We start from the raw sequence: 23,616 nt of genomic DNA, 5'->3' as shown, positions 1-23,616 counted from the left end.
CTACAACTTTACAAAAAGGTATGTTTATGAAAAAAGTAAAAATTGTAGCAACACTTGGTCCTTCTTCTTCTGATAAAATCGAACAAATGATAAAAGCGGGCGTAGATATTTTTAGATTGAATTTTTCTCATGCTGATCATAAAACTCACAGACATTCTATTAAAATTATACGAGATATAGCTAAAAAATTAGAAAGCAAAACAGCAATTTTACAGGATATCAGTGGACCAAAAATACGTATTGGAGAAATAAACGGATTTTTAGAATTAAAAAGAGGCGACAAAATAAGACTTGTGAAAAAAAATCCAACTAGTTCTTATGATTTAACTTTAACTTATCCAGAAATTATAGATCATGTTAATATCGGTGAGTATGTTTTTTTTGCGGATGGAAGCATAAGAACAAAAGTAATAGACAAAGATAACAATTCTTTAACTCTTGAAGTAAAAAACGAAGGGGTTCTTTCAAGCAGAAAAGGTGTAAATTTTCCTCATTCAAAACTTAAAATTTCAGCAATTACCCCAAAAGACGAAAAAGATCTTGCATTTGGAGCAAGAAATGGGGTGGACATAGTGGCAATATCTTTTGTCAACTCCAAAAAAGATATTTTAAAAGCAAAAGAGATATTAAATAAAAATGGTGCAAATCCATGGGTTATTGCAAAAATAGAAACAAAACAAGCAGTAGAAAACCTAGATGAAATACTTGAAGTAAGCGACGGGGTGATGGTAGCAAGAGGCGATTTAGGAATAGAAGTCGGAATAGAAAAAGTGCCTGTAATACAAAAGAAAATTATCAGACGCGCAAATAAATTAAAAAAACCGGTAATAACAGCAACTCAAATGCTGCTTTCAATGGTTAATTCACCATTTCCTACTAGAGCAGAGGTTAGTGATGTAGCAAATGCAGTTATGGACGGAAGTGACGGCGTAATGCTCAGTGATGAAACGACTGTCGGTAAATATCCTGTAAAAGCAGTGGAAACACTTAAAAATGTTATATTGGAAACTCAAAATATTTATCCATATTATAAAAAATATGAAATATTAGACGAAGACGCAATTGCTGCAAGTGTTGCAGATTTATGTAGAGGAATTGAACCTAAAGGAATTATTTGTTTTACAAGTAGTGGAACAACGGTTAAAAGTATTGCAAAATATCGCCCTAAATCCCCTATTTTTGCTGTAACGCACAGCAGAGAAACAAGTAGAAAACTTAATATGGTTTGGGGTGTTAAACCTCTTTTTGAAATACCAAAAATAAAAAATCCCGAAAAATTAATAGAAAAATTTAGATCTCTAGCAATTAAAACCGGACTTTTTCATAAAGGTGATATGGTTATTGTAACTATGGGTAGCCTTGTTGGAAAAGAAGGAACAACAAATATGATTAGAGTTATTGAAATTTAAATAATTTCTTCATCAAAAAAGAACTCAATTTCAGGAAAGTTTCTAAAAAGGAATTCTTCTATATTTCTTTTTATTTCAGCTGCCTGTTTTTGATTATGGGCTGCAAACACAATAGCAACGCTTGCTTCTTTTGGATATTCACCAGATATATCAAGAACCGATACATTAAATTTTTTTAGCTTCTCTTTAATAGAATTTAATATTTTTCTTCTTTCTTTTAGAGAAAAAACAAAAGGGAGCTCAAAATCAGTAATTAAATTAACAATTACCATTTAATTATTCCATTTGTTTAATAAAATAAAGCTTTCTTAAGAACTTTTTTCTTCTTTAATTTTACAATCTTTACAAATCCCATAAATATAAAGTTCTTTTTGTGAATCAGGATATTGTTTTTCAATTTCACCTTTAATTAAATCATTAAATGGAACATCTTCTACTTTTCCACATTTTTTACAAATAAAATGAGCATGGGGTTCTTTTGTAATTTCAAATTTTGGTTTATGATGAAGACAAATTTCACTTATTATATTTTCATCTTTTAAAGCAGTAATATTTTTATATATCGTTGCGAGTGAAATAGAAGGGAAAAAATCTCTTATATCTTCATAAATTTCTTCAATACTTGCATGCCCTTTTTTTTCTAATTCTTTTAAAATAGCTAATCTTTGCGGTGTTATTTTAAGGCTTGATTCTTCTAATAGATTTTTTAATTGTTTCATACTAACCTTTCAATTCTTTTCTTTAAAAATTCCACAGAACATTTAAAGAAAAGAAAAAAGAAAGAATTAAGCTTTTGCAGCTTTTACTAATTCTTCCATTTCTTTCACATCAGCTTCGTCAACTAAATCAGCTAATGTTACATAAGCTCCTACATTTCCTGTCATTGGCTCAATATCAGTATTTACAGGTAATGTTTTTTTGCCAGGTTTCCAGTTTGCTGGGCAAACTTCACCAGTTTTGTATGCATGTTGATGCGCAATGATTTGTCTTAAGAATTCTTTTACGCTTCTACCTACAGGTGGTGCTTGAACTTCTTGAGCTACAATTACACCATCAGGATTAATTAAGAATCTCCCTCTAAGTGCAAGTCCTGCACCTTCAATCATTACACCAAATTTTCTTGTAACTTCACCAGTTGGATCCGCACCGATTGTAAGTTTAAGATCTTTTAATAATGGCTCAGTCTCAACAAATTTTTTATGTGAGAATTTTGTATCAGTTGATACTGCTAAAACTTCTACACCTAATTCTTTTAAGAATGGTAATGCTGCATTCATAGCCGCAATTTCAGTTGGACATACGAATGTAAAGTCTGCAGGGTAAAAACATACTACAGTCCATTTACCTTTATAATCTTCGCTTGATACTTCTGTGTAATGACCAGTTTCTGCATTATATGCTTCCATTTTGAATTCTGGCATTTCTTTTAATACCAATACACCTTCTTGAGTTTTAATTTCTTCCATACTAACCTCCTCTTTTGTTGTTATTTTTTCATCTTTTATTGCTGTTTTTGTATCTTTTTCACATGCCATTTGGCACCTCCGTTGTTTGTTTTACATCGAAATTATAATTAATAAAAAGTTTTTTGTCAAGGATAATTTAAAAAAAAGGAAAAAATTTTTCCTTTAGAATATTTTATCTAAATCTAAATTATAAAATAAATTTGGATGTTCCAGTTTAACTTTATTAATAATTTCAGTAATAGAAGCATTTTCATTTCTTTTCATTTCTTCCAAAACTACAGCTTTAACATCATCATAATCAACGGGAAATTCACTTAAAATCGCTTTCTCAAGTTTAAGCTCAAAATTTTCTTTCATTATATTTTTCATTGATTCCATTAATTTCATGTATTCATCAACATCAAGGACGATTTTTAACTGATCATTAATTTGCATTATCCAAAGAGGATTTTTTAAATCCCCTTCAATTATTTCAAAATTTTTGCAATCTATAATCGTTTTTTCATTTATATTTAATTTTTCTGCTATTTTTTCAGCCAAACCATCAATCCTTTCTGTGCATGTAATCTGTTTTCAGCTTCTGTAAATATTTCTTCAGAGTGCAATTCAAAAACTTCTTCACTTACTTCATAACCTCTGTAGGCAGGAAGACAATGTAAAAAAATTGCGTCATTTTTTGCTAATCCCATTAATTCAGCATCTACTTCAAAACCTTTAAAATCATTTATTCTTTTCTCTTTTTCATCTTCTTGCCCCATACTCACCCAAGTATCCGTAGTTACCACATCAGCGTCTTTAACGGCAAGTTTAGGATCATATAAAAATTCTATTTTAGCACCGCTAACTTTTGCAAATTCCAAAGCTTTTTGTTTAATGTTTTCATCAACTTCATAGTTTTCAGGGGTAGCAATTCTTATATTAAACCCTAATTTTGATGCTAAAATGAGCCATGAATTTGCCATATTATTTCCATCTCCAACATAAACAGCAGTAGTGTTGTGAGGATTATTAAAATCAAATTTATCAAATTCAATCATTGTCATTAAATCCGCAAGTAATTGAACAGGATGACACAAATCGGTAAGTCCATTTATAACTGGGACTTGTGAATATTTTGCAAATTCTTCAAGCCTTTCTTGTCCAAATGTCCTGATCATCACCAAATCAACCATTCTAGTAATAACCCTGGCCGTGTCTTTTAATGGTTCACCTCTACCTAATTGAATGTCTCTTGAACTTAAAAAAAGTCCGTTTCCACCAAGTTGATTAATACCTGCTTCAAAAGAAACTCTTGTTCTTGTAGAACTTTTTTCAAAAATCATTGCAAGTTGCTGATGTTTTAAATATGGTTTATATACCCCGTTTTTAGTCTCTTTTTTTATTTGAAACGCTAAATCGATTATCTCTTTAATTTCTTCTTTTGAATAATCGCAAAGCCATAAAAAATGTCTCAATTTTAGTCCTTTACGTAAATAAAATGTAAAAATGTCATAAAGCAGGTAAAAAACCTTTACAACTTATCTGCTTCATAACATCATAACTTAATTAAGGTATAATTTTATCAAAAAAAGGAGAGTTTTTGAAAATATCTGAAATTGCTACTCTTCCGACAAAATATGGAATTTTTAAAATTCAATCATTTAAAGAAAACGATAAAGAACATTTAGCTATATTTACAGAAAATTTGCCTGAAACACCTTATATAAGAATACATAGTGAATGCTTAACGGGTGATGCTTTAGGAAGTTTAAAATGTGATTGCGGCGATCAATTAGCATTTGCATTAAAAACTATAAACGAAAAAGGCGGGATTGTTCTTTATCTTAGACAAGAAGGAAGAGGTATTGGTTTATTTAACAAAGTTAATGCTTATGCTCTTCAAGACAAAGGATTAGATACCGTAGAAGCAAATCATCAATTAGGATTTGAAGCTGATATGAGGGATTTTTCTATCGTAGAAAAAATATTAAAACATTTTGGAATAAAACAGATAAAACTTTTAACAAACAATCCAAAAAAAGAATTTGCATTTAAAGAAATCAATGTCATAGAAAGAATACCCATAAAAGTAAAACCAAACCCTTATAATGAAAACTATTTAAAAACAAAAAAAGAAAAATTAGGACATAAACTTTAAAGTGGAAAGCAAAAAATTAAATAAAATTTATATAACTTCAGATGGATTTGTTGCAACACATCTTAAAAAAGCATTTAAAAAAAATTTAACTGATGATATAAAGAACGCGGATATAATTATAAATACAATAGGTATCTTAAGAGAAGACAAATATTCTTTTGAAGAATCTCATATTGAAATAGTTAAGAATTTAATACCATTATGCAATAACAAAAAACTAATTCATATATCCGCATTAGGTTCAAAATTAAATCATCCATCAAAATACAAACATACAAAAGCCCTTGCTGAAAAATTAATTGAAGAAAATCTAAAAAATTACGCAATTATTAAACCATCAATTATTTTAGGTGATGGACAAAAACTTTATGAAGATTTAAAAAAATTTAAAAACTTACCTGTTATTTTAGCACCTAAAATGATAGTATCTCCTTTACATATTCAAGAATTAATAAATAAAATACAAGAGATAATTATAAATGATTTAAAAGGTGAATTTGAAATTTGCGGTAATAAAATGAAAATGAAAGATTTATTTAAGGAAGTTTTTCATTCATTTAAAAAAAATCCAATTATTTTAGAAATGCCAAAAACATTTTTCGGTATTTTTTTACCTATTTTCTCATTGCTTGGTATAATGACAAAAGACGAATATTTAATGATAGAAGATAATATATGTAAGGAAGAAAATGAAAGAAAAATTTGAAATTTTTATTAAAGAACTTTTAAAGTGGAATAAAGTTCATAAATTTACAAATTATAAAACTACTGAAGAAATTAAAGAACAAATTTACGATTCTCTTTACCCTTTAGAAAAAATAAAAGACGCAAAAACTGCTCTTGATATCGGAACCGGTGCCGGTTTTCCGGGACTTATTCTTGCTATGGCAATGCCTGAAACAAAATGGCATCTTGTAGAACCTTTAAAAAAAAGATATTCTTTTCTAAATTATATGAAAATAAAATTAAATCTTCACAACATTCAAATCGTTCCTTCAAGATTGGAAAATGCAAATATTAAACCTGTAGAATTAATTACAACAAGAGCTGTAATGCCAACTTCAAAAATAATCGAAATTTCAAAACCTTACTTACAAAAAAATGGTAAAATACTTCTATATAAAGGTTCTAGTGCATTGGATGAATTAAAAAAAGCAGGCGTAAATGCCGAAATTATTTCAAAAGGTAATAGGAATTACGTATTTTTAAAGGATGTTTAATGGGAAAAATTATTTTATTTATTATTATTGGTATTGCTATATATTTCTTCTTTATAAAATCGAGAGAAATTACAAAAAATGAAAAAGAAAATGATGAAAACGAATTCGTTCAATGTGAGAAATGCGGAACATTTGTTTTAAAAAAAGAGATGAAAGAAAAAAATGGAAAACTTTTATGTAAGGATTGCTATGCAAATTCTTGAAAAACCTTTTAATAATGAAGAATTTATTGAAGTTGAAACACTTGAAGATATTAAAAAATCGCCAAACAATGCTACACTAATTTTTAAATATTGCAATTCTTCTTTGGAATTGTATAATTTTTGTAAAATCAATAATATAAGATATGGAGTTATAGTATCTGACATTAAAGAATTGATTTTTTGTGCAAATCTTGGTGCAAATTATATTTTTTGTGATACAATAAAAAACGCAAAAATTTTTCAAAAAATTGCGGACGAATATTTATTAGATTCAAAAATTGTTCTATTTGTCGATAATTTTGAAGAAATTAATGAAATTGCTCATTATGGAATAGATGCAATCAAATTAAAGGGGAAAAGATGAGAAAGCCTAGCGTCACACCTATTGAAAAAGAAGTCGTTTTAAAAGAAGAAGATTTCATAATTTCCAAAACCGATTTAAAAAGTAAAATACTTTATGGTAACCAGATTTTCATTCAAATGAGCGGTTATAGTGAAGAAGAATTATTAGGACAACCTCATAATATATTAAGACATCCTGATATGCCAAGATGTGCATTCAAAATTCTTTACGACCATATTCAAAACGGAAAAGAATGGTTTGGGTATGTTAAAAACTTAAGAAAAGACGGCGGATATTATTGGGTATTTGCAAACATTTCACCCACATATGACAACAATGGTAATATGATCGGTTATTATTCGGTTAGACGTAAACCAAGAGATGGATTTAAATCAATTATCGAACCATTATACAGATCATTATTAAATATTGAAGCAAGTGAAGGAATGGATGGAGGTTTAAGAGCCGTCGAAGATCTGCTTCAAAAATACAATATGACATTTAATGAAGTAATGTTAAAAATTCAAAAAGGAATTATCAATGAACTATAAAATTATAGCCGGGATTTGCGGAGTTATTTTTTTAATAATTGGTGCATATACAGGTTTCAAAGGGGATTATATATCAGCCGGTATATCAGTATTGGGACTTATTGCATCAATATACGCAATTTTTTCAACACCTGCAAAAACTTCATCTAAACAAAGCAACCTTCAAGAACAAATAGAAAAAATTTTATTAGAGGCTTCTAACGGGAATTTTGAAAGTAGAATTACGCATATTAATACATCAGATCCATCGTCAAAAGCAGCTTGGGCACTTAATGATTTACTTGATCAGCTTGAAGCTTTTGAAAGAGACATAAAAGAATCAATTAATGCCGCTAAAAACGGAATTGATTACAGAGACATTGCACCACAGGGTTATAAAGGAACATTTAGAAGAACGGTTATAATGTTAAATGACGCTATTGATGCAATATCAACAGCCCTTAAAGAACAAGCAAGAAGCGAACTTGCAATGACTCTTAATAATTTAGGAGGGGGAATTAAAACACAAATTAATGAAATAAAAACTTCCCTTGATACTAAACTTAAAGAATTTATGATAAAAATAGACGAACTTTCAGGTGAAATTTATGAAGGTGCAAATGCAAGTGCAGTAAAAATAGAAAATCTTACAAACGTATTAAATGAACTAATTGATTTCATTGCACATACAAATGAAGCTATTAATATGCTTTCACAAAGAACAGACGAAATAGGAAAAATTGTCGAATTAATTACTGATATTGCGGACCAAACTAACCTCCTTGCATTAAATGCCGCCATTGAAGCGGCAAGAGCCGGAGAACACGGAAGAGGATTTGCGGTTGTTGCGGATGAAGTAAGAAAACTTGCCGAAAGAACACAAAAAGCCACTAGTGAAATCTCAATAACTATTAAAACGTTACAACAAGAAACAAGTGAGATTCAAGCCAACTCAGATAAAATCACTGAAATGGCAACTACTTCAAGAGAAGATATTGAAATAGTCCAAAGTATGGTTATAGGATTTAGGGACAAATCACTTGAAAATAGAAAAAATGTTGACTTTGCTCTTACAAGAATGCTTATGGATTTAGCAAAAATTTCTCATCTTATCTTTAAACTTAATGCACACGATGCAATTATTGAAGAAAAAGCAATTGAAATAAAATCAGAAAATGAATGCGATTTCGGAAAATGGCTAAATAGTGAAGAATCATTGAAAAAAATTGGATGTTATCCAGAATACAAAACAATTAAAGATCATCTACATAAACATATTCATCAACTTACAAAAAAAGCTCTTGAATGCACCAAAAATAACTCTTGTATTATCAAAAAAGATGAAACAATCAAAAACTTTGAAGAAATCGAAAATATTTCACATAAACTTTCACAAACGCTTGATGCTGTATTTGAAAAATATACTAAAGAGCCTTGTTAGTGAACAAAAAATTCAATCTAACTCTTATTCTTTTAATTCTCCCCTTTATTTTTTTAAGCCTTTTTTTAGTCAATGAAATTTCACATAGATTATTTATAAAAGAACTTATTTATATCACAATAGGACTAATTGTATTTTTAATTACTTACTTATTACCTATCAGAAAACTTTTATGGCTTATTCCTATAATTTATTGGTTTAATATTTTTTTATTAATTCTTGTTGATACAATAGGGATAAAGATATTAGGAGCCCAAAGATGGCTTAAAATTCCACTTATTAATGTTACTATTCAACCATCTGAGTTTATGAAAACAACTCTTTTACTTATGCTTGGGTATTTAATATATAAATATCCGCCTCGACCATATTATACATTTAAAGAATTCTTAAAACTCTCTTTTTTTATAATTTTACCTTTTATTTTAATTGCAAAAGAACCTGATTTAGGAACCGCTCTGATTACATTAATTATAGGATTTGGTGTATTATTTATTATAGGTGTAGATAAAAAAATTTGGATAAGTTTAACACTTGGTGTAATTTTTATGGCTCCAATTTATTATAAATACATAATGAAAGATTATCAAAAACAGAGAATTGAAAATTTTTTAAATAAGCCAAGTTACCATGTAAAACAATCTATGATTGCAATAGGTAGCGGCGGATTTAGTGGAAAAAACAAAGAAGAAGCCACACAAACTCAACTTAAATTTTTACCTATTGCAAGCAGTGATTTTATATTTGCATATTTAGTTGAAAGATTTGGATTTATTGGGGGTGCAGGCGTTATTTTATTATATTTTATATTGATTTTTTATTTAATGAAAATAGCAAATAAACTAAAAGAAGACTATTTTGCAAAGGTTATGTTTGCTGGGGTTGCATTAATGATATTTATTTATTCGTATATAAATATTTCCATGACGATGAATTTAGCCCCGGTAGTGGGTGTGCCTCTGCCTTTATTAAGCCATGGTGGAACGAGTTTTATTAATTTTATGATACTTTTTGCAATTTTAGAAAATTTAATTAGTAAAAAAGAGTTTATACATACATATGGCGTTAAATAGCTGATAGTTTATAGATAATAATTAATTGTTGCAGTTATGAAAATTTTAAGTGTTAAATTAATAGAACTTTGATATATTAAAATAAAAGCTTTAAAATGCACAAATAATATGGTAATATATTGAGAAGTAATCGAAAAAAAAATATAATTAAATTAAATAAAAAATCTTAAAACATTCATAACAATAGGTGCCAGACACTATATCATTAAAGCGTAAATGGTGCCCAGGGACGGAATCGAACCGCCGACACAGGGATTTTCAGTCCCTTGCTCTACCGACTGAGCTACCTGGGCAAAATGGTGGACTCGGCAGGACTCGAACCTGCGACCAACCGGTTATGAGCCGGTTGCTCTAACCAACTGAGCTACGAGTCCACGTATGTGGACTGAAATTATAACTATTTTTCATTTCAAATTCAAGAGGATTTTTTAAAATTTTATAAAATCCCCTATTCCTTTTTTTAATAATTTTTTACTTAGTTGTTTTTCTGTATAGTTTTGCAAGTTTTTCTTCAAAGAATCAATACTACTTTCAAATGAATCGATATTATTTATAATGATAAATTTATCTGTATTAAACCCGGTTTTTGATATTTCGTTTTTCATTTGTTCATTTAAAATTTTTTTTAATCTCAATTTAGAATTGTTTATTTGAGCATTTAATTCGTGTTTTAAATATTGAGAAAACATTTTATCTATATCTGAAGATATTTTAATGTTATATTTTTGAATATTACCAGAAACAACAATTTTTACATTTAGTTTTTTAAGTTTTTCCACAGCTTTTGCAATATATTTATTTGCTTTAAAAACCATTTTTTCCGGTTTAATATTTAAATCCGTAATAATGTCAAAATATTTTTTTTCTATAATGCCGTGTGAAAAGATATTTATTTTGGAATTCAATAATACTAATTCTCCAACATTCATTTTTTTAATCTGTATATTTTTGGCTTCAAAATCAAACATAGCTTTTTTTAAATATCTAACACTTAATTTCGCTGATTCAAAATACCTGGAAATTGCAGAAGCATTTACAAAACCTTCTTTATTCAAAAGTTCCTGATCCGATGAAATATTAGTCACCTTTATTTTAAGATCAACATCATTGCTTTTTAAAGATATTTTTCCTTTTTCAATCACAAAATCCGGATATTTTATTTTATCTTTGTATGTTATATAAACACCTTCGGATCTAATATATTCTTTATCTTTTTTATCTTCACTTTTTAAGTAAGGCTGTAACAATGTGTAATATTTAATAAATATATCGATGTATTTTTTTATTTCCGGTTGTATGAAAGTCTGGGCAAATGCATAATATTTGCCATTTTTTAACATATCATATTTTTCCGCCAATTTTTTATAGTCGTTGTTTGTTGCTTTTTTAATTTCTTCCAAATCATTCATTATCTGTTTTTTAAGTGTGACAAGTTTATTTTTTTCATATTCGGCTTTGGCTTTTAAGCTATTGATTGATTTTTTAATTTCTTTGGTTTTAGCTACTATTTTTTGAATATTATCCGGAGATTTTATATTTTTACTTAATCTTTCGAGTTCTTTAATCTGTATCTTTATTTGTTCTAAATTTTGTTTTGAATTAATTAAATCTTTTTTTACCTGATTTGCCGCTACAACGAATTCTTCATAATCTGTTTTTAATTTTTCTATTTTTTCCAGTGATTCAAGCTTGTAACCTTTAATAAGCTGTTCAGGTTTAGGTAATGAAACGTTTATTTTTCTTACAATTTTTGATGTTTTTTTAAAGTTTGATGTTTTATTATTTGATAAATCAATAAATTCGTTAATCGATTTATCCGTATGTATGTTTAATACATTTAAATTTTGAATATCAAATTTTTTCCATAAAAGATAATACCATGAAAGTTCAATATTAATCTGATCGGTTTTTGTATCACCAATTTGAAGATTTTTAATTTTTATTTCCGCTTTTTTAAAAGAAGTATCAAAAGTTTCAATTTTTACAGGCTTATTAAAAATTTTAGCCAAGCTGTATTCCGTTACTCTTTTAGCAACAGGATCTAAAAAAACGCCTATAATCACTCCGATAACTGCAAAAATAGTTACTAATCCTAATATTCCACTTAATCTAACAATTTTATTCTTTTTATGAAAATCTGGAACAATCCATTTTAAAAATTTATATCTTAAACAAAAATCAAAAAATTTTTTTCTGTAAATTTTTATACTTTTATTAAGAATAAAAAATAAAACAATTGATAATATTACACCCCAGATTAGTCCTCCCATTACAATCGTATTATTAAAACCACTCCATCTCATTAAAGGTAAATTATATAAATATTCCCATAATGGCATAAAAACTGAAGTTGTTAATAAAGCATAACCTGTTTGGGAGAATACCGGATCCAAAAAGTAACCAACAATAGAAAAAATTCCCCAGCTTGCAAGGAAAAGTCCAAAAGGTATTCTTATTATAAAAGCAATAATCAGTATAATGAGAGTAAAAATATTAAAAAACGGCAAAAAACCGCAAATCATTCCTAAAATAACGGCAAAAATAATGAATTTATCATTTTCCGCACTATTTAATTCTTTAAAAAACTTAAAAACAAACCCCATTTTTCACCCTTTTTGTTATTATTTCGTTATTATATCTTAATTAAAGAAATAAAAGGAAAAGTATGAAAGACTACACGTTTAATGAATTCAGACACGACATACAAAACCTGAGAATAGAAAAACCAGATGCGATACTCGCAATCGCAAGAGGAGGACTTACATTTTCTCACCATTTAGCCGAAAAATTAAATATGAGAGAAGTTTTTAGTATTAATGCTATTTCATACGACAAAGATAAAAAACTTGATACTATCAATATTTTCAATATTCCTGATTTGAGTAATTATCAAAACATATTGGTAGTGGATGATATAAGCGACAGCGGTGATACTTTTATAGAGGTTTTAAAAGTTTTAAAAGAAAAATATCCGGATAAAAACTTTAAAACTATTTCTATCTTTTACAAACCAACATCAAAATTTAAACCTGACATTTATATGCACGAAACAAATGAGTGGATAAATTTCTTTTGGGAAGTTTATTAAAACGGCTTATATTTTTCGATAAATTCTGCCGTTTTTTTTATATCTTCCGATAAATAATAAAATTTTTTGTATTTTTCAAAATTACCCCAAACCATTTTATAAACTTCTTTTTTCCTTTTACGCTTCTTCAATTCCAAAGCAACAGCGGCATTTATAAGACCTTTGTAAGCCCACTGAATTTCATTATCGGTTTTTCTAAGTTCCTGCCACACTTCTTCAAGCACTTCGTGAGCTTCAAAATACTCGCCGTTGATTATGTATTGTTTATATTTTTCAAATTCGTTCATTATCAATTTCCTTTTTATTATAATTACAAAAAAGGCTTTTTATGCTAAATATCGTTACAGCGCTTAAAATAGAAGCCGAGCCTATTATAAAGCATTTTAAATTAAAGTCAAGGAACGGAATATATCAAAACGAAAATATAAATCTTATAATTACCGGTCAGGGAAAAATCAAATCCGCCATTAATACCGCATTATTAGTATCAAAACATAACTATCCTACTTTAAATATTGGAATAGCCGGAAGCGATAAATATAATATAGGTGATGGTTTTTTTATATATAAAATAACCGATACCGATAATGGATATAATTATTTCCCCGATTTCTTCAAATCATTTAATGAAGAAATACACACCGTATCCAAAATCGGAAAATATTACAATCTCACAGATATGGAAGCAAGCGGTTTTTTTGAAGCGGCTTATAAATTTCTAAATGTAAATGAAATAATTTTATATAAGATCGTAAGTGACACACCTTTACATCAAACAGATAAAAACGAAATACCAAATCTTATTAAATCACACATCAATGTAATAGAAGAATTAATCGATGATTTTGCCAAAAAAAACGATTTTTTTAATGAAATAAATAATGCCTTAATAGAAGCCAAAAACAAAATGAAACTTACAAAAACCCAGGAAAACCAATTAAAACAAATACTTACTCTATACAAAATTAAAAACATTCCTTTCCCCACCTTTAAAGAATTAAAGAAAAAAGAAGAAGTTAAAGAGTTTTTAAAATCGCTAAATAAAAGTTATTGAGGTTATTGAGGGTTGTTATGGTTGGTTAAGGTTGTTGGTTAATTGGTTATTAGTGTATTGGTTATTAGTGTATTGGTTATTAGTATATTTGTTATTGTGATTATTATGGTTAGTTAAAGTTAATTAGTTATTGATGTATTGGTTATTGAAATTTTTGGTTGTATGGTTGTTATGGTTTTTGAAGTTATTATAGTTTTAAAGTTTTTATGGTTATTATGTTAATTGGTGTATTGGTATATTAGTTATTCGTATATTAGTTATTGTGGTTATTAAAGTTATTATGGTTTTTAGGGTTGTTGAAGTTACGTTGAAGTTATTAAGTTGGTTGAGCTTTTTTTTGGATTATCAGTGTCAGGCACTAACTATTCTCAAAACTCATAACTCTGCACCTCGACCTAGGAACCCAGTATTTGGAACTTAATTCTCCATCTACAATCCACCATTAACTATCAACTATTTACCATAACCATACTATTAAAAACCTCTTACGTCAATTCCCTCAAGGAATCAAAAACAAACCGGTAATTATTACCAGTTTATTTTTTTAACCTGTGATTTTGAAACATTTACATCGGTATGAGTTACATTCATTTCACTTGTTCTGTTTTCTTCACTGAATTTAGTATTACTTATTGCCTGCACGCCACCCCATGCCGAACCTGATTTTAAAAAGTCAAGTTTTAAACAAGGATGTGTTAAGCAGTCTTGATTTGTGATACTAGGATCTTGATAATCTTTCGCAAGCGGATGATACCAAAGCCATGAATTAATCTGTAAATGCACTTTAGCGCTGTATGGCAATCCATGATTGGTATGAAACACTACTCTTTGCTCTCCGTTATTAATAGCAGGTGAATTTGTAATAGTCACATATGGATTGATAGCTATATTTAAAGTATGGTTAAAATCACCAAAGTTGGCATTTGTATGATCGGTGTTTTTAACCCATCCGTTGCTTGTCCAGTATTGATATTCAAATGTTGTGTTTATATCACTGCTATAAGCAGCAGCATTTGAAACTTTTAATCTACCATATCTGAATTGAATTTGTTTGTTAATGAATATTTTTTCTCCTCTTGCAGTAGTATTAGTTCCATTATATTCATAACTCAAATCATCAATATTATTTGCAGTAATGTTTAAATCTGATAAATTTAAATCTAATGGTAAGATTGTAGTATTATTATCTTTAGGATAATTAATTAAAAATGAAATAATTGTTTTACCATAATTACTTTTTAAGAAATTATTTTTATTTAAAACCAAAGTATCATTTAATTCATAATATTCTCTACTTCCATTATTTTCATTTACTTTGTATATAAAATCTTTACCTGTAGAATTATTTGTAACGTATCCCCATGTAATATTTAAATCTTTAGCAAAACAATTATTAACAAAATTTTTAACTATGCTGTTTCCTTTTGCTACAGCAAAAATATTTCCTTCTACCCTTAAAGAATTATTTTCGTCTTTTGGATATTTTTTTATATCCGTATCATATATCCAACCCGGAAAAGTTGTTAATTTATTTCTTGTATAAGATATATTTACATCAATAATGAATTTATAAGGTATATATGTAGCATTTATTTCTTTATATGTTTTATTTAAATTAGGAGTATAATGATTTTTGTTTGTTATTAAGCATCCATTGATATTAGTTAGCACACCTGATGAAACAGATGTTATATTACTTTCTAATAAAGTCACGCTACTATTCACTTCACAATCAGTTCCCTGATAAAAATTAGCACTATGATTAATATGATGCGTTAAATAAGAAGAATCCCAATCAACTCTTGTCCATCCTCTATCTTGAATTGTAAAATTATATTCTCCAACCTCTGTATTATTAAAATCTTGTAAATTTATTTTGCCATTTATCATATAAAATGTTAAAAACCTATTTGTTATATCATTACAAACAGTTAAATTTTTATCACTGCTCCATATTAACGATACATTATAATCATTAGTAAAATTACTATTGAAATATCTAACGTATCCTGGCACACCATTTATTGAATTATACGTAGTAGCATTTATATCAACTTTATAATTAACACCAGCAGCTAATTTTACTGATGGATTTGATATAGTATTATTTACAATACTAAAGCCAGTTATAGGATCTACAATAGTAATATAATAACTATCTGGTCTTACTGAAAAGTTATCTCTTGAACAAACTTTATTTCCATATATATCTGCTACACATCTTAAACAATCAAAACCATCAGGATTAGCATTAGTATTTGAAAAACAAATATTCAAACAAGGTGAATTATCACCAAATGCTTCTTTAAAATTATCTTCATCTGCTAAGCATTTAGGTATACCTTTTAATGTATTATCAAGTGATTTATCGCTACAACCTGAAGTCAATTTTTCGTAAAATTTTTCCCAATTTACATATTTAACCCTAAAAGCAGCATTTTTAACAGCCCCATTAATACTCAACCATTTCTCAACATGTTTTGTTCCATTAAACTCTACCGGCACTTGTAATGTGTTATTTAAAGGGAATTTGGGTGTATTTGGATTAAAACATGAAGCGTTCACATCATGAAATCCTCCAACATTTATTGCTTCTAATATTACAGAGTAATTATAATCTGCTTCCTGATCTGTATGATTTGCATCATATGAAACAACTAAAAAATCACCTTTTCTTCCAGTAACCTGTGTAGGAATATTGTATTTAGTAGGATCTATATCATATACACCTTTATCTGATACATTGAAAACACTCCATTCTGGCTCATATACATAATTTTGCTGACAAATAGGTAAATCTTTTAAAGCAATATCTGGAACTGGGAAATCAATAACTTCACCATTTATAACTTTATATAATCTAAAACTAAAATACCCATTAACTGAATCATTAAGTTCATTAACCAATGGTGTAATTGCATAATATAAATATCTATAAACAGTTCCGTTTACATCACCAAACGGTATATCAGTCACATTTAAATCATTTCCAGAACTTGAAATATTAAATTCACTTGGATCCAAATGAATTGTAATTCCATCTTCACTTTTATAAATATAAACACTATTTGTTTGAAAAGAAAATTTTGATGTATTTATATCTCTTATATGAAATTTTATATCTTTTGCTATTAAGTCGTTTTGTTCAGTATTTCTCAAATAAATAGAAATATTAATGTCATCACCTCTTTTTACATAATCAGGAAGTTTTGGAAATTCACTAGGAATATAAGGTGTTGTAATATAAACTCCATTTTGCATAAACGAATAATCATAACAAAAATGAGGAACATATAATTTTGTAGAATATGCTACCATACTTGGAAAATATGCATCCCAATCTGTATCTAATGTAATTGTTACAGATGTTTGATTAGGATTATTATCCCTTACATCAGTCATTATTGATGTAACATTATACTCATCAATATCAATTCCATTAGTATTAGAAACATCATTATAGCCAATATTAGGTCTATCAACTCCATAAATTCTAGCATCCATAATATTATCTGGATCCCTAGCACCTGGCATATTTTGATCTTCTAATTTCATATGGTCAGGTGAATAAGGTTCTTCTCCTTCACCTGTAAAAACTGCTAAAAAAGAATCAACATCACCTTGTGGAGGTAAATATAAATTTGTAATAGTAATAGTTTTAGTATCATAATTACCATCGCCATGATCTGAATCTGCCAGTATCTGATATCCGTTGTAAATTAAAACTCTTTTAAATTCTGATAAGTCATTACTTCCATAAATAACTACTAAACTCCAACCACCAAAATCACCTAGCCAATATTCATGTCCTTCATTTGTTGTTAAATTAGCTATAGTAACATTAACCTCACTACCAGGATTATATTGTTGTAAAACATTTTTAACTTTCTCAGTAACATCAGCATATGCTGCATAAACCGCTCCATTATCATCATACCATTTATAATAATACAATGTTTTAGCTTCTATTGGTATATAGTTATTATTACCAATTTTAATTAAAATTTTATTTGCATCTGTATTTTCAATATCTAGAGTTGTGCTTCTACTACCTGTTACATATCTCCAACCATTCTGAGCATTTGAATCAAGAATAGCTCTCCTTTGGGGATCATGAGACCATTTGTTATTAACATTTCCTTGCCAAAATAAACCCGCCCATAATATTTTTTGATTATATGTTGAAGGAAAATGAATTGTAGCCATTGTTGAATTCCAAGTAGAAGCATTACCATCAATGTCTATATATTTAGTAACGCGAACATTGTCATTTACTGAAAAATCATTATCTACACATTGACCATAAAAATCATCATCATGAGTAGTTACACATTCTACAGTATTTCCGACTATAACATAACCACCTTTGATATTTCTTGTATTATCAGGATTTACAATTTCAAAATCATGAAAACCTTCATGATAATCTGTTGCTGCAAATATTGATGTTATTATTAAAAATAAAATATATATTCTCTTCACTTCCCATCCTTTATATTAATCCTACTTTAATTATACAACTTTTTGAAGTAAAAACAAAATGGGGAAAGTTAGTTAGGGTTGTTAAGGTTTTGAAGTTTTTGAAGTTAATCGGTATATTGGTTAATTGGTTATTTGTGTATTAGTTATTATGGTTGGTCGAGGTTATTAAAGTTAATAGAAGTTTTTAAGGTTAATTTTATTTATGGTTGGTTAAAGTTGTTGAGGTTTTTAAGGTTTTTTAAATTTTTTAAGCTCAATTAAATTGTGCTGTTATTATGGTTGTTAGAGTTGTTATGATTTTTATGGTTAATGATTAATGGTTAATAGTTAATGGTAAATGTTAAATTTTAAATACAAAATGCCAAACTTCTTTACTTTTTTCGCTGTGCCAGACACTAATTATAGACGAACATCAAGAAATATAAAAACGGGAAAAGATATAATTGTTTTATCATTTACATATACTATAAATGTTTCTTTACAAATCCTGACCAACCCTAACTAACCTTAAAAACATTCCAACTATAACAACCCCAATTACTAATACATCAATAATTAGTTACAGAATCAATGGTATCTAAACAACTCAACTAACAATAACAACTTTAATTAACTTAAAATTATTACAACCAATACACCAATTCCCAATCCTTTTTGTTACACTTTCAAAAAAGGTTTGCGGTGATATGTTATATCGAAAAAGAAGCTTTAAATGAAAATATAACCCAACACATAATTAAAAAATTCAACCCGCAAATAATAGAAATCAACCATTACAAAGACATTTTCAACCGCTCCCACCAGGATTTTAACTACCAAAAAAACAGAAATGTTTTAATACTCGCTAAGAAAAAAGAGAATTTTTTATACAAAGGGAGCAGTTTTTGCAACAACAGAGGATATAAAAACTTTTATTATTCCACTCAGGTTTTGGGATGCATATATAACTGCGAATACTGCTATATTGGCGGTATGTATCCGTGTGGATATCCCGTAATATTTGTAAATGAAGATGACTTTTTATATGAAGCCGAAAAACTGAAAAACGCCTATATCGCAATAAGCTACGAATCAGATCTGCTGGCTTTTGAAGGGTTATATCCTTTTCATAAAAAATGGATTGATTTGGCAGAAAAAAGACCGGATTTACTGATAGAAAGCAGGACCAAATCGGCAAATGCAGACAAACTTCCGCACAATCCACCCAAAAATTTCCTTTTAGGATTTTCTCTCTCACCCGTAGAAATAAACAAATTTGAAAAAAAAGCACCGAATCTTGAAAAAAGAATAAAAGCCCTTAAACTTGTAATTAAAAAAGGCTATAACGTCGAAATAGCCATAGACCCGGTAATAAAAACAGAAAATTTTAAAGAAATATACAAAAATTTCATTGCTTACCTTAAAAAAGAAATAGATTTATCAAATATAAATATAGAAATAGGCGCGTTTAGAATGAATAAAGATTTTTTGAAAAATTTAAGAAAGACGCACATCAGCGAAGTAACCTGGTATCCGTATGAAATCAAAAACAACGAAGCAAGATATAAAGACGAAAAAGAGATAATCGAATATGTTAAAGAATTGATAGTTGATAGTCAATAGTTAATGGTTGATAGCTAATAGTTTACAATAAATCAATTGAAAACTAAATACAAACAAGATATTGAAAAACCATAAAACATAAATTTGGCGCCAGACACTAAAACAATTGATGAATAGTGTATAATTTCTATAGATAATTCAGTTAATATTATTTTAAAAAAGGCTTTGAATGAAAATTATTTTAACCGGTGCGAGCAGCGGAATAGGAGCGGCTATTAAAAACGAACTTAAAGAGTATGAAATTATAGAAATATGCAGAAATTGCAAAAACAGTATCGATTTAAACGACATAGAAAAAGTAAAATCCCTCAAATTTGAAAATTTATACGGAATAATCCATAATGCGGGGGTAGGATATTTCGGTCAGTTTGAAGATATAAATATTGATAAAATCCAGGAAATGATAAATGTCAATTTCCTTGCACCGATGATTCTGACCAAAAACCACCTTAAAGATATCAAAAAAAACAGAGGATTTATCATCAACATATCTTCCACATCGGCAATCCATCCCGCACGCATGGGTGTGGTTTACGGCGCTACAAAAGCGGCGCTCAGACATTTTGGAACGTCACTTTTTGAGGAAGTTAGAAAATCAGGCGTTAAAGTATGCACCATAATACCGGATATAACACTTACAAACTTTCACAAAAATACATACTTCAAACCTTCTTCCGATGACCTCGCCCATATAAAACCGGAAGATATAGCAAAAATAGTCAAAGATATAATCAAAGCTCCTAAAAATATAGTTCTGCATGAAATTGTTATCAAACCCCAGATTTTCAAACTTGACAAAAACTAAAATACTCTATTTAATACTTTAAAAAGAACTCTTAAAGGAACGTTATGACTGTAAGCGCTAATGAAGTAAAAAAAAGAGGCGTTTCAATTTTCGATGAAATGCTAAAAAAATTCAATGAAATCGTAATAACTTTCAGAGCAAAAAGAAATTTGTCGTTATTGATATAAAAAGATATGAAGAGCTGAGAATGAAAGAATTAGAACTTGCATATAAAGAAGTAATGGAAGTTTATAAAAACGGGGATTATAAAGTTTTGAGCACAAAAGAACATATCTAATCTTTAAAAGAAGAATCAGATGTTTAAATTAATTGAAACCAAAACATATAAAAGAAAAGTTAAAAAATTTTTAAAAAAATCCAAATCTATTTAAAAAATATGAAAAAACAATTTTTTTTATTATTAGAAGCCAATCCTTTTCATCCTTCTTTGAGATTACACAAATTAAAAGGAGAAATGCAGGAGTTTTATTCTGTTTAGATAGATATGAGTTATAGAATAATAACCGATTTTATTGTAATTGATGAAAAAATATTTTTAATAGATATTGAAGAGAAGTTTATTAATTAAATTTCAGCCACTCTTTTGCCTTGCTTCTTAACTCTTCCGGATTATCACTTGCAAAAAGTTTTATATTTGTGTTTTCTCTTGTTTTCAGTCCGTATTCATTTTTGAGAAGTTCAACTATCGCCTGTCCTGAATGTATAAGTTTGGCATTTGGAAAATGTCTGCAAAAACTTTTTGCAAGAAAAGGATAGTGTGTGCAGCCTAAAATTATGTAATCTATGCTATTTTTATCTATATCACAAAAATATAAATCAAAAACTTCATCAACTATTTTACCTTCCGTTATACCTTCTTCAACAAGCGGCACAAACAGAGGGGTTGCAACGGATATAATGTTTTCATATCCTAAAACCTGCAGCATTTTTTGATATTTGTTAGAGGCTATCGTCCTTTTGGTGCCTGTTAGTAAAATATTTGAATTTTTAGGCGCTTTAAGGGCTTTTACCCCAGCTTCAATCACACCCACAACCGGAAAACCTGCTTCACGCCTTAATTCCTCTATAGCTACGGACGAAGCGGAATTGCACGCTACCACTAAAAAATCAATGTCAAAATTTTTAAGAAATTCAAGGGCTTCAAGAGAATATCTTATTATTGTAGATTCATTTTTATTTCCGTAAGGGACCCTGGCGGTATCCCCGAAATATATTATTTCATCAAAAAGTCTGGCTTTTAAAAGCTCGGAAGCAACACTCAGCCCCCCTATTCCGCTGTCAAAAACCCCGCATTTATTCATTAATAATACTTAAAAATTCCTGATTGTTTTTTGTTTTTAACATTTTTGAATACATAAGTTTAAGGGCTTCTATTTCATCCATTTCACTGATAATGTTTCTTATAGCCCAAACTTTTGCCAATTCTTCAGGCGTTAACAGAAGTTCTTCTTTTCTCGTTCCGGATTTAAGCAGGTCGATTGCAGGGTAGATTCTTCTGTCGGCAATTCTTCTGCTTAATACAGCTTCCATATTTCCGGTTCCTTTAAATTCTTCAAAAATAACCTCATCCATTTTACTTCCGGTCTCAATTAAAGCCGTGGCAATAATAGTCAAACTTCCACCCTCTTCTATGTTTCTTGCCGCACCGAAAAATCTTTTAGGTTTGTGAAGAGCGTTTGCGTCAACACCTCCGCTTAATACCTTACCGCTTGCAGGTGTTACCGTGTTGTATGCCCTTGCAAGTCTTGTGATTGAATCAAGTAAAATCACAACGTCTTTACCCATTTCCACCATTCTTTTGGCTTTTTCGATTACAAGCTCGGCTACTCTTACATGGTTTTGGGCCGGTTTGTCAAATGTTGAGCTGTAAACTTCACCTTTTACACTTCTTTGCATATCCGTAACTTCTTCCGGTCTTTCGTCAACCAATAAAACCATAAGTTCGATTTCCGGGTGATTTTGTGTAATTCCGTGTGCTATTTCTTTTAAAAATACTGTTTTACCGCTTCTTGGTGGTGCGACTATCAGTCCCCTTTGTCCCTTTCCGATTGGTGCAAACAGATCAAGAACTCTTCCCGTAAGTTTAGTAGGTTCGTATTCAAGTTTGATTTTTTCCTGCGGGTATAAAGGCGTTAAGTTATCAAACAGAGGTCTTTGTTTGGCTTCTTCAGGCGGAAGATAATTAATCGCTTCTATTTTTAAAAGCGCATAATATTTTTCCTGATCTTTTGGCGGTCTTACCTGTCCCGTTACGATATCCCCCGTCCTTAGTGCAAATCTCCTGATTTGGGTCTGGGATACATATACGTCGTTTAAAGAGTTTTCAAAGTTTCCGCCTATACTTCTTAAAAATCCGTATCCGTCAGGCATAACTTCAAGGATACCCGTAAAGAGCAGATACCCACCCTGTGCCACCTGAGCTTTTAAAATTTCAAACATCAAATCCTGACGTTTAAATTCCTGAGGATTCTCAACACCTAGTTCGTTTGCAATTTTAATAAGCTCTTCTGTAGGCTTGCTTCTTAAATCTTCGATTGTGTAGCCCTCAACCGGAATATGAGTTCTCTGTTTTTTACCATTACCATTATTTGCGGTATTTTGATTTTCGTTTTCCATAAATGTCCTTGTAAGATTAATGTAGTAAAATAGAAGTGTTTTGGTTTTGCGATTTTAATTAAAATGCTTAGTTTTGTCAAGTTTAAAAATTTTTAAAGTTATCAAAATTATTAAAGTTGTTATGATTGGTTATTGTTTTGAAAGTTA

The 23,616-nt window shown here is 29.0% G+C and carries 24 protein-coding genes and 2 tRNA genes; 14 read left to right on the top strand and 12 right to left on the bottom strand.

Annotation, left to right across the window (positions count from 1 at the left end):
- The first annotated feature begins 26 nt into the window (after positions 1–26).
- The gene (gene pyk, locus ACYQ19_RS06450; protein ID WP_459978611.1) at positions 27–1,409 is read left to right on the top strand and encodes a pyruvate kinase; all 1,383 of its coding nucleotides are present in this window, start codon (positions 27–29) and stop codon (positions 1,407–1,409) included.
- On the opposite strand, the gene ACYQ19_RS06445 is transcribed toward pyk, so the two are convergent.
- From ACYQ19_RS06445 to argF, 5 genes are all read right to left on the bottom strand, one after another.
- Complete coding sequence (locus tag ACYQ19_RS06445; protein ID WP_459978610.1) at positions 1,406–1,681, bottom strand: DUF503 family protein; 276 nt, start codon at positions 1,679–1,681, stop codon at positions 1,406–1,408. The two genes, pyk and ACYQ19_RS06445, sit on opposite strands and share 4 nt — an antisense overlap.
- 36 nt (positions 1,682–1,717) lie before the next feature.
- On the bottom strand, positions 1,718–2,128 hold the full coding sequence (locus ACYQ19_RS06440) for a Fur family transcriptional regulator (RefSeq protein WP_459978609.1): 411 nt from the start codon (positions 2,126–2,128) through the stop codon (positions 1,718–1,720).
- 66 nt (positions 2,129–2,194) lie between these two features.
- On the bottom strand, positions 2,195–2,944 hold the full coding sequence (locus ACYQ19_RS06435) for a peroxiredoxin (protein ID WP_459978608.1): 750 nt from the start codon (positions 2,942–2,944) through the stop codon (positions 2,195–2,197).
- A 93-nt stretch (positions 2,945–3,037) separates the two neighbouring features.
- Complete coding sequence (locus ACYQ19_RS06430; protein WP_459978607.1) at positions 3,038–3,415, bottom strand: DUF2603 domain-containing protein; 378 nt, start codon at positions 3,413–3,415, stop codon at positions 3,038–3,040.
- Positions 3,400–4,329, bottom strand: coding sequence for an ornithine carbamoyltransferase (argF, locus tag ACYQ19_RS06425; protein ID WP_459978606.1), 930 nt, complete (start codon positions 4,327–4,329; stop codon positions 3,400–3,402). Before argF ends, ACYQ19_RS06430 begins: the two co-directional genes overlap by 16 nt.
- A 125-nt stretch (positions 4,330–4,454) precedes the next feature.
- On the opposite strand from argF, the gene ribA reads away from it, so the two are divergent.
- The 8 genes from ribA to ACYQ19_RS06385 are packed head-to-tail and all read left to right on the top strand — an operon-like array spanning position 4,455 to position 9,822.
- The gene (ribA, locus tag ACYQ19_RS06420) at positions 4,455–5,012 is read left to right on the top strand and encodes a GTP cyclohydrolase II (RefSeq protein WP_459978605.1); all 558 of its coding nucleotides are present in this window, start codon (positions 4,455–4,457) and stop codon (positions 5,010–5,012) included.
- A gap of 1 nt (position 5,013) precedes the next feature.
- Positions 5,014–5,718: an SDR family oxidoreductase gene (locus tag ACYQ19_RS06415; protein ID WP_459978604.1), complete on the top strand. Its 705-nt coding sequence runs from the start codon at positions 5,014–5,016 to the stop codon at positions 5,716–5,718.
- A complete protein-coding gene (gene rsmG / locus ACYQ19_RS06410) occupies positions 5,702–6,232 on the top strand; it encodes a 16S rRNA (guanine(527)-N(7))-methyltransferase RsmG (protein WP_459978603.1) in 531 nt (176 codons plus the stop codon). Before ACYQ19_RS06415 ends, rsmG begins: the two co-directional genes overlap by 17 nt.
- The gene (locus ACYQ19_RS06405; protein ID WP_459978602.1) at positions 6,232–6,435 is read left to right on the top strand and encodes a PP0621 family protein; all 204 of its coding nucleotides are present in this window, start codon (positions 6,232–6,234) and stop codon (positions 6,433–6,435) included. Before rsmG ends, ACYQ19_RS06405 begins: the two co-directional genes overlap by 1 nt.
- Positions 6,422–6,799, top strand: a complete 378-nt coding sequence (locus tag ACYQ19_RS06400) for a hypothetical protein (protein WP_459978601.1) — start codon at positions 6,422–6,424, stop codon at positions 6,797–6,799. The genes ACYQ19_RS06405 and ACYQ19_RS06400 overlap by 14 nt, the downstream gene beginning before the upstream one ends.
- Complete coding sequence (locus tag ACYQ19_RS06395) at positions 6,796–7,329, top strand: PAS domain-containing protein (protein WP_459978600.1); 534 nt, start codon at positions 6,796–6,798, stop codon at positions 7,327–7,329. The genes ACYQ19_RS06400 and ACYQ19_RS06395 overlap by 4 nt, the downstream gene beginning before the upstream one ends.
- On the top strand, positions 7,319–8,749 hold the full coding sequence (locus tag ACYQ19_RS06390; protein ID WP_459978599.1) for a methyl-accepting chemotaxis protein: 1,431 nt from the start codon (positions 7,319–7,321) through the stop codon (positions 8,747–8,749). The genes ACYQ19_RS06395 and ACYQ19_RS06390 overlap by 11 nt, the downstream gene beginning before the upstream one ends.
- Entirely contained in the window at positions 8,749–9,822 is a 1,074-nt protein-coding gene (locus ACYQ19_RS06385) for an FtsW/RodA/SpoVE family cell cycle protein (protein WP_459978598.1), read from the top strand. Before ACYQ19_RS06390 ends, ACYQ19_RS06385 begins: the two co-directional genes overlap by 1 nt.
- 217 nt (positions 9,823–10,039) lie before the next feature.
- On the opposite strand, the gene ACYQ19_RS06380 is transcribed toward ACYQ19_RS06385, so the two are convergent.
- From ACYQ19_RS06380 to ACYQ19_RS06370, 3 genes are all read right to left on the bottom strand, one after another.
- Positions 10,040–10,115, bottom strand: a tRNA-Phe gene (locus tag ACYQ19_RS06380).
- Positions 10,116–10,119: 4 nt separating this feature from the next.
- Positions 10,120–10,196, bottom strand: a tRNA-Ile gene (locus tag ACYQ19_RS06375).
- A 54-nt stretch (positions 10,197–10,250) separates the two neighbouring features.
- Complete coding sequence (locus ACYQ19_RS06370) at positions 10,251–12,425, bottom strand: TIGR03545 family protein (protein WP_459978597.1); 2,175 nt, start codon at positions 12,423–12,425, stop codon at positions 10,251–10,253.
- Positions 12,426–12,487: 62 nt separating this feature from the next.
- Between ACYQ19_RS06370 and ACYQ19_RS06365 the strand changes: the two genes are divergently transcribed.
- Positions 12,488–12,910 (top strand): phosphoribosyltransferase, encoded by a 423-nt coding sequence (locus ACYQ19_RS06365; protein ID WP_459978596.1) that lies wholly within the window; start codon positions 12,488–12,490, stop codon positions 12,908–12,910.
- On the opposite strand, the gene ACYQ19_RS06360 is transcribed toward ACYQ19_RS06365, so the two are convergent.
- A complete protein-coding gene (locus tag ACYQ19_RS06360; RefSeq protein WP_459978595.1) occupies positions 12,907–13,197 on the bottom strand; it encodes a DUF309 domain-containing protein in 291 nt (96 codons plus the stop codon). The two genes, ACYQ19_RS06365 and ACYQ19_RS06360, sit on opposite strands and share 4 nt — an antisense overlap.
- A 41-nt stretch (positions 13,198–13,238) precedes the next feature.
- On the opposite strand from ACYQ19_RS06360, the gene ACYQ19_RS06355 reads away from it, so the two are divergent.
- The gene (locus tag ACYQ19_RS06355) at positions 13,239–13,964 is read left to right on the top strand and encodes a 5'-methylthioadenosine/S-adenosylhomocysteine nucleosidase family protein (RefSeq protein WP_459978594.1); all 726 of its coding nucleotides are present in this window, start codon (positions 13,239–13,241) and stop codon (positions 13,962–13,964) included.
- A gap of 528 nt (positions 13,965–14,492) precedes the next feature.
- Here ACYQ19_RS06355 and ACYQ19_RS06350 read toward each other — a convergent pair.
- The gene (locus ACYQ19_RS06350; protein ID WP_459978593.1) at positions 14,493–18,446 is read right to left on the bottom strand and encodes a hypothetical protein; all 3,954 of its coding nucleotides are present in this window, start codon (positions 18,444–18,446) and stop codon (positions 14,493–14,495) included.
- 681 nt (positions 18,447–19,127) lie between these two features.
- Here ACYQ19_RS06350 and ACYQ19_RS06345 point away from each other — a divergent pair.
- The 3 genes from ACYQ19_RS06345 (at position 19,128) to ACYQ19_RS06335 (ending at position 21,020) form a co-directional block, all read left to right on the top strand.
- Positions 19,128–20,048, top strand: a complete 921-nt coding sequence (locus ACYQ19_RS06345; RefSeq protein ID WP_459978592.1) for an SPL family radical SAM protein — start codon at positions 19,128–19,130, stop codon at positions 20,046–20,048.
- Positions 20,049–20,217: 169 nt separating this feature from the next.
- Positions 20,218–20,853 carry an SDR family oxidoreductase gene (locus ACYQ19_RS06340; protein WP_459978591.1) on the top strand — a complete coding sequence of 212 codons (636 nt, stop codon included), beginning with the start codon at positions 20,218–20,220 and terminating at the stop codon, positions 20,851–20,853.
- 44 nt (positions 20,854–20,897) lie between these two features.
- Positions 20,898–21,020 (top strand): hypothetical protein, encoded by a 123-nt coding sequence (locus ACYQ19_RS06335; protein WP_459978590.1) that lies wholly within the window; start codon positions 20,898–20,900, stop codon positions 21,018–21,020.
- Positions 21,021–21,413: 393 nt separating this feature from the next.
- Here the strand turns inward: ACYQ19_RS06335 and murI are convergent, their stop codons facing one another.
- Together murI and rho are read right to left on the bottom strand one after the other, a co-directional pair.
- Positions 21,414–22,154 (bottom strand): glutamate racemase, encoded by a 741-nt coding sequence (murI, locus tag ACYQ19_RS06330; RefSeq protein WP_459978589.1) that lies wholly within the window; start codon positions 22,152–22,154, stop codon positions 21,414–21,416.
- The gene (rho, locus tag ACYQ19_RS06325) at positions 22,147–23,469 is read right to left on the bottom strand and encodes a transcription termination factor Rho (RefSeq protein WP_459978588.1); all 1,323 of its coding nucleotides are present in this window, start codon (positions 23,467–23,469) and stop codon (positions 22,147–22,149) included. Before rho ends, murI begins: the two co-directional genes overlap by 8 nt.
- Positions 23,470–23,616 lie beyond the last annotated feature (147 nt).

This window comes from Nautilia lithotrophica (assembly GCF_054656815.1).
Note: the sequence above shows the minus strand (reverse complement) of the source record. Positions and strands in the feature narration are given on the sequence as shown.

Coding starts and splice junctions, on each gene's coding strand:
- pyk (WP_459978611.1), top strand. CDS start 27: ATGAAAAAAGTAAAAATTGTAGCAACACTTGGTCCTTCTTCTTCTGAT.
- ACYQ19_RS06445 (WP_459978610.1), bottom strand. CDS start 1,681: ATGGTAATTGTTAATTTAATTACTGATTTTGAGCTCCCTTTTGTTTTT.
- ACYQ19_RS06440 (WP_459978609.1), bottom strand. CDS start 2,128: ATGAAACAATTAAAAAATCTATTAGAAGAATCAAGCCTTAAAATAACA.
- ACYQ19_RS06435 (WP_459978608.1), bottom strand. CDS start 2,944: ATGGCATGTGAAAAAGATACAAAAACAGCAATAAAAGATGAAAAAATA.
- rsmG (WP_459978603.1), top strand. CDS start 5,702: ATGAAAGAAAAATTTGAAATTTTTATTAAAGAACTTTTAAAGTGGAAT.
- ACYQ19_RS06405 (WP_459978602.1), top strand. CDS start 6,232: ATGGGAAAAATTATTTTATTTATTATTATTGGTATTGCTATATATTTC.
- ACYQ19_RS06400 (WP_459978601.1), top strand. CDS start 6,422: ATGCAAATTCTTGAAAAACCTTTTAATAATGAAGAATTTATTGAAGTT.
- ACYQ19_RS06395 (WP_459978600.1), top strand. CDS start 6,796: ATGAGAAAGCCTAGCGTCACACCTATTGAAAAAGAAGTCGTTTTAAAA.
- ACYQ19_RS06390 (WP_459978599.1), top strand. CDS start 7,319: ATGAACTATAAAATTATAGCCGGGATTTGCGGAGTTATTTTTTTAATA.
- ACYQ19_RS06370 (WP_459978597.1), bottom strand. CDS start 12,425: ATGGGGTTTGTTTTTAAGTTTTTTAAAGAATTAAATAGTGCGGAAAAT.
- ACYQ19_RS06365 (WP_459978596.1), top strand. CDS start 12,488: ATGAAAGACTACACGTTTAATGAATTCAGACACGACATACAAAACCTG.
- ACYQ19_RS06360 (WP_459978595.1), bottom strand. CDS start 13,197: ATGAACGAATTTGAAAAATATAAACAATACATAATCAACGGCGAGTAT.
- ACYQ19_RS06355 (WP_459978594.1), top strand. CDS start 13,239: ATGCTAAATATCGTTACAGCGCTTAAAATAGAAGCCGAGCCTATTATA.
- ACYQ19_RS06340 (WP_459978591.1), top strand. CDS start 20,218: ATGAAAATTATTTTAACCGGTGCGAGCAGCGGAATAGGAGCGGCTATT.
- ACYQ19_RS06335 (WP_459978590.1), top strand. CDS start 20,898: ATGACTGTAAGCGCTAATGAAGTAAAAAAAAGAGGCGTTTCAATTTTC.
- murI (WP_459978589.1), bottom strand. CDS start 22,154: ATGAATAAATGCGGGGTTTTTGACAGCGGAATAGGGGGGCTGAGTGTT.
- rho (WP_459978588.1), bottom strand. CDS start 23,469: ATGGAAAACGAAAATCAAAATACCGCAAATAATGGTAATGGTAAAAAA.